Source organism: Sphingobacterium sp. LRF_L2 (genome assembly GCF_965644235.1).
In the GTDB taxonomy this organism is placed as follows: domain Bacteria; phylum Bacteroidota; class Bacteroidia; order Sphingobacteriales; family Sphingobacteriaceae; genus Sphingobacterium.
The window spans coordinates 167,776-181,959 of sequence record NZ_CBFFRI010000004.1; the positions used below are offsets into that span (position 1 = coordinate 167,776).

Here is a 14,184-nt window from a genome sequence, read left to right on the forward strand (position 1 = left end):
TTTTTCCTCATTATCATTTCCCGATAGGGATATAGAACAATAATGTGGTTTTAGTGAGAAGATTATATTTGTTGTTTAACTGCTACGGGATATACCAATATATTCAGTGCCTCCATTTTTTTTATGGTTTCATTACTAACGGGTTTGAGGCATCCAATACAGAGTAACCTTTCCGCCCGGCTAAAGGCAACATACCCTAGTCTTGGATAGTCGGTAGTCTCATTTGTTCTTTTCTTATCGCGTTCTGAATGGTTAGCTTCCAGCCATAACAATAACTCTTCTTCTGTTTTTGCTATTGCAAGAACTGCTGGAGATTCAAGTCCTTTAATCGTATGAATGGTAGCAACAGTCACCGCATTACCTATTTGTTCATGCCTGATGTCGAATTTTAGGTTATCAATTTTAACAGGTAGTCCGGCCTTGATGTTTAATCCAAGTACATCCTGCACGAAATTTCCATAGGTATTTTCATCCTTGATCGTGCCACTATTTATTGCCTTAAAAATGGCTATTGAATGTTTGCGCAACGTGTTGACATCAGCATTATACTGGGCAAAGAATTTGGAAGTATCCAACTGCAGTGTGGTCAGCAATGTGTCCTGGATTGCCTTGATCGGCAATATAGAAGTTGTTTTCTTTGGGTCTTTATAGTTGTTTCCAACAGCAGCGGTTATCCGGTTGATGACATCTTTCTTTTTGGCAATTATAGACCGGTCAGGCAGCTGTATTTGATATTGATCGCACAAGATGTAAAAGGAATTTATGATCGGTGTTACATTGTCATTGCCAGCGACAAAATATATGCGCTCATCAGATTCCGTTTTAGGCTCGGAAGTCTCTTTTATTCTGGCAATTTGTGCAAATTTTTCATTCCCAAATTGTCTGCCGTTAAAGTTATTGAGAAAATCCGCGATGTTTTTTGAGGAGCGATAGTTGGCATTATTTATCTCAACCTGATAACCAGTACTTGCAGCAGCCTTTAATATCGGGATGTTTGCAAATTGGCGTATGGAACTGTCAAAACTCTGTATGTACTGTTCAGGGTCGCCAACACAATAAATCGTCGTTTTGCCTTGTTTGCGAATTGATTCGATGATGTTAAAGACCGTATTTCCGGAGTCCTGAAATTCGTCTACAAACAAATACTGTAAACGGTTTGCTACAACGCGTGCTACTTGTGGATTGGCCATGCAAGCTGCGGCAATGGATAATGTTTGGTCAAAAGTGATATATCCTAGCTGGTTTAACCTTTTTTTAATTACGGCTTTAGCTTTATTTACAGCTTCCGGCGTTTTACTTTTCTTTTCTGCCGATTTCGATTTTTCCACATGCAGAAATACATCGTCGATCCCGCATTGCATGAAAATTTTTTCCTGACCTACTGGCTCGGGATTAAACGACGAAAAGGGAACAACGATAAATCTGTTCAGGAAAGAATGTATTGTTCCTATGAAAAGGTTATGGGGGATAACAATCTTTTTGGACAGTCTGCTCAGGATGTTGTTGGTTGCGCTATTGGTGTAGGTAATAACCGCTAAATACCTACAGCCTGACAGAAGAGGAAGAGCATCTATTATTTTTGCCACCATATTATGCGTTTTTCCCGCGCCTGGCCCAGCGATTATAATTGTTCCTTTTGATCCTGACTTTGTCATATTACTTAAGCGAATTAAGACCGGTGGCAATGTATTCGGGAATTGAAAAACCTATACTGTCGCCTTCCAACTGTAACAGTAAACTATAGGAAAATTCAGATTTATATTCAGAAATCAAGGCAAAATAATCGTCAACCGTGATGCTATTACTTCCTAAATTCTGCACATAGGTCTTTCCTGAATTTGGCCTGACTTCCTCAATCACTTTCAACAAAATATCCCTGCCGAGTCCAGTTGCATTTACGGCGATCAGGTCTTTTTCAAATGTTGTGTCGCTTGTAATACCCACATGGATTTCTGCACAGCCCGAATATTTTTTTGCCAGATTGCCCGCTCGATCCTTTGTTTTTGTATCTGAATCCCTATCGGTTAGTACCAAGCATTTCTGAAAATAACCATTTCTTATGATCTCCAGAAAATAGCTGAAAGCTAATCCATTTACGTTGATTACCGCACAACCTGAACGCTCAACGGAATGGCCGGTTAACATCTCGAAAAACTTAGGCACGAGTAGCTTTTCTGAAATCCCCTCGACAAGAATAATTTTAGATGAATAAAAGAGATTGGTATTTACTGCATCCAAATATTTATTCAGGTACTTAACTTGGCGCTGACCTTTAGCAGTGGCACTGAAACCATCCAAGATGTAATGTGATTTGATATGCCCGTCTTTTTTGTATAGCACTACGGTATTTTCAAAGTTGACCTTTGTAGCAATGTGAGTGGAGTGTGATGTGATTAAAAGCTGTATATCCTTTCTTAACTCATTTTTTTCCTCAATTTTTATCAGGGTTTCAATATTGTGCGCAAGGTGATCCTGTAAGTTAGGATGCAAGTGTGATTCTGGTTCTTCAAGACCCACAACACGAAAATAAGCACTTTGTGCTCTGGTTACATCTTCGATGTAAGACAATACCAGAGATATAAATAGAAGATTGTTCCTACCCGTTCCGTTTCTTTCTATCTTGACCGGGTTATCACCGTATATCAGACTGATCTTTTTTAATAAATCTGATACGTCAGGTAGCGTAAAAATTAGGTTAACAAGGTTCGACGTGTCATCCGTAACAAGAGAAATCTTATCCAACTGCTTTGATATTCCAGTCTTTATTTGCTGTAGGGAGCGGTTTTCATCAACAGCTTTTTGAAGGCCGACTAATTGGCTTTTCAAATCCTGATATTCAGCTTCATCTTTAGCATTCAGTATTCTAAAGAGCAGCTTATTGTTGTGGCTGGCTACTAATTCAGTGCAGGCATCCCGCAACGCATCCAATAATTCAAACCTAAGCTGGTTAAGATGATAGCCGCCCGCTAAACTGTTTGTACCGCTACCACCATAAATATTATAATGGTATTTAGAAATCGGAAAGTTAATGAGGTCAAGCTTAGCATTTTCAGGTAAACTATCAAAATCTTGTGTTGTACTATCTTCTTTGTAGTTCTCAATGAATTCCCGTTGTTGCTTTATTTCGCTTTCTCTATCAAACTTGGCATGTGGCGCAAATACATAAGTGAGTGTAGCAGTCCTTAAATCTGCACTACTGTACCAATCCGCTACTACTGTTTCCTGATCATCATCCCATTCGATGAGGTCTACCGAAATTGATATTTCTGGAAAAGATATCTGTTCAGGTGGTACATTGAGGTCTAAAATTTGTTTTTTAAAAGTTGTTATCACATCATAATTGAAGTCCGCAACTTCTAGTACCCTTCTTTTGAAGTATGATACCTCCTGTCCTAATATCAAGCCAATAGAATCAAGCAAGTTTGATTTTCCAACATTATTTTCTCCAATTATAAGAGTGAGTGGCTTCAATTCAATTGTGAAATCCTTAAACGTCCTGTAATTTTTAATTGATAGACGAGAAATATACATAAGTGATTAGAATTTAGATTAGTAATCAAGTTTACCTAATAATTATGACTTTACAAATCATTTTTTAAATCAAAAGATCAGAAAAATACTCCATCGTTTGGTAAATGGGTTAATTCAAAAAAAGGTATCATACGATTCTTAGATTTATGAAATGTAAAAATCGTAGTTAAGAACTCTAAGGACAAAATAAACATTGTTTAGTCTAAGCTTTCATACTTATAAGATTATCACTATATTAGTTTTGACATCGAACAAATTTGTTCTTTATAAAGTCAAGATTTAGCAGGTGAAAATTCGATAATTCTGTGATGCATAAAATCCCAAAATTTTCAAATAATATAATATACTATTTAAAGGTATTTATTAGTCTTTTAAAGTTTATCATTATAATCTGTTGTACTTCATCAAAAGTAAGATTCCAAACCTTGGATAAGTAAAACATTACATCGGAAACTTCGCCAGGATTTAAAGGTATACGTTGGTTTTCAATAAAAGGACCATCAGTTTCAGTTAATACATTTTCTCTTGGTATTTTAGAAATTATTTTCCGCCCTGCAGCAGATTTTATCATTGCGGGATTTATCGAAAAATAGTACCCTTCATTAGCAATATTTGTTATCAAATTTAGTCCCCCAGAATACCAATGAAAAATTGCATTTTGAATTTTATATTGCATTAATAATTCAAAAACTTCTTTTTCTGCCTTTCTAGAATGTAAACTAAGTATTTTCTTTTTACCAGAAACCAACTTTAAAATTCGATTAAATGAAGCTAATTGAATTTCTTTTGTTTCAATGCCTTCTTTGGAAAAGTCTAACCCAATTTCACCTATATATGAAGTTTTAGGTAGATATAGTTCAAATTTTGAAAATTCATTTTTATGTAGGTTTGCATATAGAGGGTGCATCCCTAAAGCCATTCTGACATATTTTTTAGAATGAAAAAACGGTAATCCCTTCTCAAAATGGCTTGGTAAATTGGTCATTGAGAAAACGATAATACCCTTATCCTCGCATACATCTAAAATGGCTTTTGGGTTTTTATATAAATCGATGTGGCAATGAGTATCTAACATTTATAATCCGGCTTTTGTTTTTATGAATGAATTGCCATCTTTACCAATCCATTTGGATAATTCAATCCTTGTTCGCCACACTACATCAATATATTTATTCAATTTATTGATATTCTTGATTCCATTAACTATTAATTCTGTTTTAATATCATCTTTGGTAATGTCCTTTTTGAGAAAACCTAAACATGTACCTATATCTTGTGATTTTTTTGTATTAAATGGAAATAAAGAATTAATAGTATTCCCATAAGTAGTAGTATCGTTTATGTTAATTAAAGATGCTTGTCTATAAGCACAAGGCATACAAACACCACAATGACTCGCCGTCAAATCTTGCCAATGAGCTCTATGCCCTCGCTTCCCACATGAATTTGAAAATTCAATTATCTTTTTCAGAAAATCCAAATCTTTACAATTATCTACCATTTCACCCTTTGTCTTAAATTCATAGGGGTTATAAATGATACTTACAATATCAAGTTTACTTAAAACCAAATTAGTTTTATCTAAAACAAATGAATGGGTAGTTCTTGTACTACAAGAAGTTCGTCTTGAGCTACTTAGTGGATAATTAAGTGATACCGAACCATTTTCTGGCACAATAATTTCATTAACTTTCTTTCCTTTGGAAACCAAAAGAGCAATACCAATAAATAAAATAGAACGGCTTCTAAACGTCGTTTCACGTCTTGCAGTTGTTTGAGACAATGTTACTTTTATAGAAGGTACATGTTCAAATTGCCCCCTGTATTTCGTCTCTAATTTATTAAGTAAAATATTTTGGTCACTTAAAGGACCTTTCATTTGCGGGTCGTAGTGTGATACCAAAAGGATTTTTTCTTTAGGATGAGTACTTAAAAAATCCACTGCTCCAATCAAGGAATCTAAGCCTCCAGAAAAGAGGTTTAATTGCTTATACTTTTCCTTAACATCAACTGTTAAATCGAGTTGAGGATTTTTGAAATCAGATTTATAAAAATCAATGCTCCAATAATCCCCAGTCAGAAAGGAAAAAAGTTCTTCCAGATCATTCTTGACGCTATTCCAAATTTTAGTTTCAGAAACAGGAAATGATATATTTAGTTCTCTTGACCATCCGTCCACCGAATTATTCTTTCGATTTACAAATCGATCAATTCCATAAACCGAACATGTTATAAAGAAGAAATCTCTAATTTCCGAATTTACAGAAATTGCAAATGGCAATAATTTTTTATAATCAACACTAACAATAGAAAAATCTCCTTTATCCTCTGTAAGTTTAATACTTAGAATTCCACTTTTTAAATCATACTTAGGGATTTCTATTTTAATTTTTTTCATTGCAGATGATCTTAATTACAGAATTAAATATTTTTTCAATTTCTTCTTTTCCTTCAGCTTTATTCCAATCAATTTTGGACACTGCTCTTTGTGTATTTAAAACTTTAATACGGCCTAGGATGTCGTTTTTTATAGTTTTAAAAGTTTCTTTGCTTACATCTTCTCCTTTTTGTTGTTGGATTTTTTCTTCAAAACGTTGTGATAAATGTTCGAATATGTAAAGTCCCCAAAATTTACACAATGTTTCCGCTAGTCCCTGACCATCAACCAATTCTTTTATTATTTCTTGATACTTTTTTACATCATTATCCGATTGAGCCGCAATTTCTTTCATGATTTCACAAGACGCTTTATTAGCCGCAGTTTCATCCATTCCTTGGCTGGAATCAGAACAATAAATTAATAAAAAATCAATGACATCATTAAAGGACTTGCCCTGAAGTAACCCAAAACCAATATCAGCTAAAGCCTTATCAAGACCATTACTTGCTACACTTGTAAAAAATCCGGTAAGCTTACCCACAGACTTTAATCCTGCTTTACCAATAGAGGGTGACTTACCAGAGGCAATCGCTTTACGACCGCCACCTGTTTTTACTAGATTATTAAAAACTGATCTAATATGCTCCGTTCTTCTATCAGATATTTTTTTATACTGTTTAGATTTATCGCTGACTACAAATTCTTTGTTATCATCTTTTTTGTACTCTTTTTTATCCTTTACATTTTCTTTAGCTTCTTCAGCATCAAGCTTTTTTTCCTGTTCTAAAGTTTTAGCTACTTGAGTAATTGAATTTGATAAATCTCCCCAATTGGGTTGATTAGTTACTCCTGGATTAATTCTTTGTGTAGTTCCCATTAATTATCTCCATTTATGGCCTTAAAAATTTGAGTATCCTTTTTAAATACTTTATATAGTTTTTTTACCTCAACATTCTTAGATTCAGTTAATTTAAAGTTTTGTGCAAGGCTAAAGGGAATTTTATCGTTATCAACTTTCTTAATAACTCTAATATAAGCATCAATAACATTTGGACAATTTTCAGCCATTAATTCGACAAAAGCTTCATGTATTTCGGTTTTTTCAGGTGCTTTGGTAAGTTCTTTTTCAAGTAACGAAATCAATGTTTCATAATCTCCTTCACTTAATTTATCCTTAATTTCATTACTTACAGTTCTTGTTAAAGCTGACCCTGAAACAGGTTCAATTAGCTTTTTCACTAATGACCTAATATGTGGTGATACCAAGGAACTACCGCTAATTGATGTTGTTAATTGGTCTCTTGTAATCCAATAATAATCTCTTAAATCTATATCTGTCAATTTGGGCTCTGCATTTAACCATTTTACAACTCTTTCTGTCCCCCAATCAGCCGAATATTTTTCTTTGATAATTTTAATACTATTTTTACTTGCAAGTGATTCTAATTCTTTTATTTCTTTAGATTCTCCTTTTTGAGATGATTGCCATTCATAAATTTGTCTGAATAAACTTTGTGATGAATACTCGAGGACCATTAACTTAGCTAAAACATCCATTTTAAAACCCGATATTTTTGCAACCCTAACTAATCTATCTCTTAACGAATAGGTGTTTAAAAATCTCTTAATTTGTCGAGGATTACCTTTTAACCCCTCTGTTATAACAGGTGCTAAAGAAGCAATAATTGATACGCTACTTGCCAACTTACTTTTTTCATCAGGTTTTAGTATTGAATCAATATCCCCTAGTCCAAATACATCGTATCGGTTGTTTTCTCTTGCTGCATAAAAAGCTTCCAAAACTTTAGAAAAATCATCTCCAAGCTCTTTTTGACAAAATAATAATGATAAATAAGTTTCTACTTCATTATCAGTCAACTTAGGTAGATAGTAAGGAACTTGTATTAATTTTTCTAAGTAATCACTAACAATCCTTTCGTTTCGACTTTCAATATCTGAAGAGTTTTCAATGCCATCAGTTTTATAACGCAATTCAATTGCATGTCTTACAATTCTTGGGTCAGCTCCAATAATAAAAGCCGTCTTGTCAACATTCAAAAATAGTTTAATAGCCTCTAAGTTTTCAATTAATCTATCAGGAGTACAACGATCCAAATCATCAATGATGACAACTAGTTTTTCTATCATAGATTTATCAAGCATTTTCTTGAAATCATCTCTAAACTCGCGGACCATTGTAATTTCATCCTCTTCATTTTTTTTTAATATACTACTCAAAAAACTTTCTGCTTCATTGCCACTCAACTTACTTGCTAATTCTGTAGGTTCAATTTGTGAAAACTCATTTAATAAATATGGTATTAACGAAACTCCCCCTGTAAGATATGCCGTTGCCGCTGGAACTGCGATCTTTTTAAACCCCAGTCCCATCAGACGCATCCATTTAACAGACTTAAACAATTTTACAGTTTCATCTTTTACTTTAGAACCTAGTGTTTTATGTTTTGCAAATTTTTCTATAATTGACTCAAGCAGGGCAGCTTTCGCATCATCATAGCCTTCAAACACCCATCCATTAAAATATAAAACAAGGGTACCATCTTTGAAGCCATCTTTCTCTTCTCCAATTAAATCCTTCTCAACTATTTTTAGAATACTAGATTTCCCACCTCCCCAATCACCAAAAACTCCAATTGTAACAGGTAATACATCATTATCATTGATCACATCAACTATTAAGTCTGCGTGAACTTTAAAGCCTAGTAAGTCATCAGAAGTTTCGTTATCTGCCCACATAATTTTTAGTATTTTAAATTGTTATTTTATTTGTACGATACTTTTCCTTAAAACAACCCAACTCTTTATTTGGGCTACTCCTTCATTTTCGAGATTACTGTTTAATAAACACCGGGTTTATTCATATTATTAAAAATTGTTTAACCACATGGTTCTAATTTTTTAAATCCGGGGTAATTAATCTAGTACACAGTTTTCTTTTAAAGTATTTTGTTTTTGAAAATTATAGTATTGATACGGTTATTCGTTTGTCCACGCAATATAATATATTAAAACATAAGTCGGTTACGGGAAACCGTACTAATCAGCTATTAAACTAAATTTTTTCTCTAAACCAGAAACAATCGAACTTTCGTGGTGTGATTGTTATACTGAAGTTACCGGAATCATTCTTCCTCTAAACTTATTGAACAAAGGATGGAAAATATTTTAAAAATACCGCAAATGGGTATTTGCCATGCTACATCCAAGGCTGGTAGTTCTTTCCTAAGGAGTGCCTTTACTTATTTGTCCTTTTGACAGCAATCTATGCAAAAAACCAGAAACAATACTGGCGAACAATAGTGACGCAATAAATACAAAATTGATCACATCTAATGGGTTTAAAATGCCGGCTAACATCACCAACCCAGCACTGACAATAAACACTATCTTGATCATCTTATCTGTAGGTATTATAGGCCGCGATAGGAAGTAGCACACAATAACATACAGCAGATACAATCCCAGTACCGGTGCTCCAAGCAAAAGAAGAAGAAAGGGTAACATACCATATTCACCACCTGGCAATCTTTGCCAACCGATTAATAAACAGCAATAGAAAAATGCCTGCATGTAGATCAGGATAATATGACCGCAGGTGCTTAGAAATTTGGGGACCATGATGCTTTTAGTATTTATCTGATTTTCTTTGAGGAACTCATGAACAGCAAACGGAAATCACTAGATCAATATCTTGTAGCTTCTGTATGAACTTTACGTAAGGAACTCAATAAATGGGCATCAATTCTAAAAATATAAAACTCAAAGAGATCACTTCTATGGAACAGCAAATTAACACTTTAAGGAAAGTGGGTCGATCATAGACTTACTGAAGTCCAAAAATTGATATAATAAATGAACATATTCCTGACTTCAACTTATTTTGATTTCATATAATTATTATATATTTTAGATAAACTTTGTCAGTGCACCGCATTAAACCCTAAAGGTTTTATAAGCCTTAATAATTGAAGCGATTTTATGGAAAAAATCCTACGTAAATTAGCGCTACTAGACGATATTTGGAGAAATAGGTTCTGGGATAGCGATTATCTACTTAAACAATTACGTTATGACAAGAAGCTCTCGGCGAATTACCCTGGGGTAGTTCTTGGCTATTTGAACGACACTCTTCCCTTGATTGCCAATTTCTCCAATGTACATTCTGGATACGGACGAGCGTCCTTTCTTCCGTCAATAGGTTTACTACAAATAATTTACATGCAACAAGATTTGATCGATGAGCTTTTACAAACTTTCCACATACAAAAAGCAACGTTGAGCGATAAGTATCCAAACAGAATAGTAAGAAACGAGCTAGCGGGTCATCCGATAAGAAGACTAAGATCGAAGATCGACGGGAAGGAATATATGGAGTCTTATTCATTATTTAGCTACGAGGCTTCAAGCGAAAAGATAGAATATTTGCGTTATGAGCGAAAAAATGACTTTAAGTTTGATTTACAAACACATAAAGTTTCAGACATTATCGACCGACATTTTAAATTTTTAAACAAGTACATTTTGCTTATTTTACAAAAATCGATAACAATTTTAAAAAAATTTAACAGAAAATGTAATGAACTCCTCTTACTGGGAGAAAAATCACAGTTTGTGAAGCTCATCGATCAAACAAAAATATACTTTAATAATTTCTTTAACGAAGACTACACTTTCGAACCAATATTTATTAAATTATGTTGGAGTAGACGGGCGGATCACATCCGTTATCAATACGCTTGCGACAAATTTAAAAATTCCTTAAAAGAAAATTTAACGTTAGTTATTAAGCGAATTGATGAATTAAAATTTACGGTGCAAAATATAGATCTAAAGCTTGATCAGGAGCCAAATAACAACCTAAAATTGGAAGTTAAAATAGTTACTAAAGAAATACCTCAGGAAGTCAATGAACTTCATTTGGATGATAGTGTCAATTTTGGGCAAGGCACACAACCAACTATTGACCACTACGAGCTGAGCAAATTATACACAAACCATCCAATTTTCGGAATTGCATATTTCCAAAAGTTATTCAATTCTCACTCAGAGATTTTAGTGGAATTAGAACAGATGAAAATTCATGTTGGAGGCCTAGAGTTCTATTGTTCATACAATTATTTAATTGATGTCCTTCTCAAGCAATATATAACTAACTAAAATGCCTTAAACTTTGAATATAAGAGCGGAATCCTTCATAAAATGTGATATATTGTTTATATATTCACAACGAAGTAATTATTAACAATCTTATGAAAAAAAAATACTCTAGGAGAATTTGCCTAAGCAAAAGTACTAGGTTACCTATACCAATTTGAAAGGGTGGACAAACGAATTAAACTATAATTTATATAAATCATTTTATTTAACTTTGAGCACCATACATACAATAGTAAGCTGTTGAATTTATCATTTAATTGATAAATTCAACAGGATCAATCTCGATAACATCGCTGATTTGTTCTTTAAATTTCCCGTTCAGAACATATGACCTTTTCTTTCTTTGCGTACTTATCTTTCCGTCACTTTTAATGAAATAGTACTCCACTATATAGCCTTTTACCAAATGCTTGTAGGGGGTCTCAATTATAAGCTGATACTTATTATCTTTATTATATTTATATTTAGTGACTAATTTATCTGGTTGCACAACCATTAAGGAAGAGTCTTTCTCGTATTGGACTACAGTAAAATCTTCAGGAACTTCTGCATCAATTTTTGGTAGAAGGAATGCGATGCTGGCACATAAAGTATCTTTATCATTCATAGTCGGCAAATCAAAGTCAATGTTAATCATCGAAGCAATGTCTTTTGATAAGTGCTTCAGCCCATGAGAGATGTTGCCGCCAGCCCTATGATCCGACAAAATAGGGTACTCAAATTCGTTTTGGAAGACGTCTTCTATTGTCAATGTGTAATCGACGTCAATCCTATTTTGAGAACCATTGTTGAAGTCTGTTAGGATTTTTTGGTAATCGTCAACTAATACGCTGGTAATAGTTGAGAAATTATTGAATTTGTTGAAATTAACAACATGAACAGAATTCCTGTAGTCATTTGATGCCAACTTTAAATTTTTTCCGCTATTAATTTTGTCCTTAAAGCTTAAGATCAAGGTGCCGTTTTTGTAAATCTTAATATCACTAATGAACTTAAAGTAACTTTTATTATTAAAATTATTGTAGATAACTAAACCCTTCAACTTATCGTCAGCGGGAAGAGGCATATAGAAGTACGTTGCGTAGTGCTCATTTTTTATACCATCCCATATTCTAGGACTTGAGAGTTCATCACTATCTCCTATAGTGCCAAGAAGACCATATATCGGAATTGAGGGAGGCACAACATATGCTACCCCAAATTCCGGAAATTGGGGTAGTACCTTATCTAAGTCAATATCTAAAACCTCTGGTATAACATCACGATTGTCAGGATCCTTCATTGATGACTTGTGAAGTTCAGCTAATTCAGTTAGTCGCTGTTTCGTAAGTAAAAGTAAATCGTGTAAGTCCTTTTGTTTCTCTTTGGGGAGTAATTCTTGGAAATATATATCTTCCGGAGAGAGCATGTCGGATATTTTCTTGTTGATCGCTTTTACACGATGGTATTCATTATAAATCTCTGTGATACGATCTTCATTCTCTTCCGTCCATGGATCTTTTGCATCGAGTCCTAACACACTATATGAGGCAGTTTTAAATCCAATAGCAGATGACTGGCTGAAATTTAAAGTTTTTATATACTCTGTTAACACATTTCGGACAATTTCAAGACAATCACTATCTTTATTAAGATTTTTAAAAATATCAGCAAGACCAGCAATCCCTTCGCCTCCAGCACCCCAAACCTTATACTGGATCCTATTCGATTTGCTCGCTTGGTAAATTTCTTTATTTAGATTTGTACTCATTGTCGTTTTTGCTAGTCCTAATTTTAGGCTTCCCGACGCTTTCAATCCGTATTCCCGCCTGAATTCATTAGAAACATTATTAATGGTTATCAATGTAAAAACACTAACCCCATTGCGCACCTCAGATACAAAATTAGTTCCATATTTAGCAATAAATCTCTTGTGTCCCAGGTCACTGGGGTCGTTTAAAAGACGTTCGGCTTCAGAAGTCAATTTTACGTTGTTCAGCACAGTTTTCCCAAATTCCGTCGTTGCTTCTAAAAGAATGTTAAGAGAGTTTAAGCTAAATTTTTTTTCTATATCAACGTTTACTTTTGCATTTGCACTGTATTTTAAAGCTTTAGAGGCAACTTTCAAATCAAAATGAAGATAGTCACGTAATGTTTTCTCGTCGTAAACCAATTCTGTGTTAAACAAAAAATTTGACGCAGATTTATTTGGCGTTTGTTCTTCGAAAGTAAATGGGGAAATAGGATACGACTTTGTATAATCTTCTTTACTGAAACCAAAGCCCAAACGAAAACTACCGATGGGATTGTATTGATAATCATTTTGAGTGTAAGCTGCAATGCTGCAACCTAGGAATAGGTATACAAGTAGGGAAGCTTTCAAAGTGAGAAGTGTTTTTAATGTGCTCATCTTAGTTCTCTTTTATTAATTGTAGTAGATAATTCCATGGTATAGTGTCAAAGCCTTCTCTGCTTGGTATTTTTAGTTGAGCAACTGAAGCTATAGCCATAGTGAAAGAAAGACAATCCTTTGTTAGAAGCTGATAGCTTTTTTCCTTTGCCCATTTTTCCATTTCAATTAAGGTAGCATCATATCTGTCTCTGTCAACTTTGACAATAAGTTTATTGAAATTTTTGTCTATTAACCCTTCTTTTTTAAGAACTCCAGGTACTTTTTCAAATGCCAAAATTTCTTTTTGGTTTTCTAAAGTAGGGTAAAGTCCCCAAGAATTACCATAGCTTATTTTTGCCCGATGATCTTCAACACCCCAAAGAACAAAGGAATGTCCCGCATTTATACCTCCCTTAAGGGCGGTAGGTTTGGAAATGAACACTAGAAAATATGTGTTACCTGCTATATCCGTCTTTGTACGCTTATCAATGGTTTTGACTACTCCATCGGTCATAGTTTGAACACTATAAGGCTTAATGATAAATGGTTCTTGATAATTAAAACTGAATTGGACGATAGCTAGACCTGTGTAAAGGTGAACTAAAAGTGATTTCATAAATTTATAATCAATAAATATTGAAAAATTAATAAATGGTTAAATTTATAAAATTAGTCTTCTACTGTAAATACCCCAAATGTAGTATTTTCAAAAAAACAAATTTTT

At 33.8% G+C, this 14,184-nt stretch carries 10 protein-coding genes; 1 reads left to right on the forward strand and 9 read right to left on the reverse strand.

Annotated features, from left to right (window positions below; all coding sequences use genetic code 11):
* Window positions 1–62 precede the first annotated feature (62 nt).
* From ACSZOX_RS09575 to ACSZOX_RS09605, 7 genes are all read right to left on the reverse strand, one after another.
* Window positions 63–1,655, reverse strand: a complete 1,593-nt coding sequence (locus ACSZOX_RS09575) for a UvrD-helicase domain-containing protein (RefSeq protein WP_437919664.1) — start codon at window positions 1,653–1,655, stop codon at window positions 63–65.
* A gap of 1 nt (window position 1,656) precedes the next feature.
* Window positions 1,657–3,531: an ATP-dependent nuclease gene (locus ACSZOX_RS09580; protein ID WP_437919665.1), complete on the reverse strand. Its 1,875-nt coding sequence runs from the start codon at window positions 3,529–3,531 to the stop codon at window positions 1,657–1,659.
* A gap of 346 nt (window positions 3,532–3,877) precedes the next feature.
* Window positions 3,878–4,606 carry a Qat anti-phage system TatD family nuclease QatD gene (gene qatD, locus ACSZOX_RS09585; protein WP_437919666.1) on the reverse strand — a complete coding sequence of 243 codons (729 nt, stop codon included), beginning with the start codon at window positions 4,604–4,606 and terminating at the stop codon, window positions 3,878–3,880.
* Window positions 4,607–5,929, reverse strand: a complete 1,323-nt coding sequence (gene qatC, locus ACSZOX_RS09590; protein ID WP_437919667.1) for a Qat anti-phage system QueC-like protein QatC — start codon at window positions 5,927–5,929, stop codon at window positions 4,607–4,609.
* Window positions 5,916–6,788 (reverse strand): hypothetical protein, encoded by an 873-nt coding sequence (locus ACSZOX_RS09595; RefSeq protein ID WP_437919668.1) that lies wholly within the window; start codon window positions 6,786–6,788, stop codon window positions 5,916–5,918. Before ACSZOX_RS09595 ends, qatC begins: the two co-directional genes overlap by 14 nt.
* Complete coding sequence (locus ACSZOX_RS09600; RefSeq protein ID WP_437919669.1) at window positions 6,788–8,668, reverse strand: KAP family P-loop NTPase fold protein; 1,881 nt, start codon at window positions 8,666–8,668, stop codon at window positions 6,788–6,790. The genes ACSZOX_RS09595 and ACSZOX_RS09600 overlap by 1 nt, the downstream gene beginning before the upstream one ends.
* Window positions 8,669–9,154: 486 nt before the next feature.
* Window positions 9,155–9,550, reverse strand: coding sequence for a hypothetical protein (locus ACSZOX_RS09605; RefSeq protein ID WP_437919670.1), 396 nt, complete (start codon window positions 9,548–9,550; stop codon window positions 9,155–9,157).
* Window positions 9,551–9,910: 360 nt separating this feature from the next.
* Here ACSZOX_RS09605 and ACSZOX_RS09610 point away from each other — a divergent pair, with 360 nt between their 5' ends.
* The gene (locus ACSZOX_RS09610; protein ID WP_437919671.1) at window positions 9,911–11,089 is read left to right on the forward strand and encodes a hypothetical protein; all 1,179 of its coding nucleotides are present in this window, start codon (window positions 9,911–9,913) and stop codon (window positions 11,087–11,089) included.
* A 253-nt stretch (window positions 11,090–11,342) separates the two neighbouring features.
* Here ACSZOX_RS09610 and ACSZOX_RS09615 read toward each other — a convergent pair whose 3' ends face one another.
* Window positions 11,343–13,478, reverse strand: coding sequence for a hypothetical protein (locus ACSZOX_RS09615; RefSeq protein ID WP_437919672.1), 2,136 nt, complete (start codon window positions 13,476–13,478; stop codon window positions 11,343–11,345).
* Between the two features lies 1 nt (window position 13,479).
* Window positions 13,480–14,076 carry a hypothetical protein gene (locus ACSZOX_RS09620; RefSeq protein ID WP_437919673.1) on the reverse strand — a complete coding sequence of 199 codons (597 nt, stop codon included), beginning with the start codon at window positions 14,074–14,076 and terminating at the stop codon, window positions 13,480–13,482.
* Window positions 14,077–14,184 lie beyond the last annotated feature (108 nt).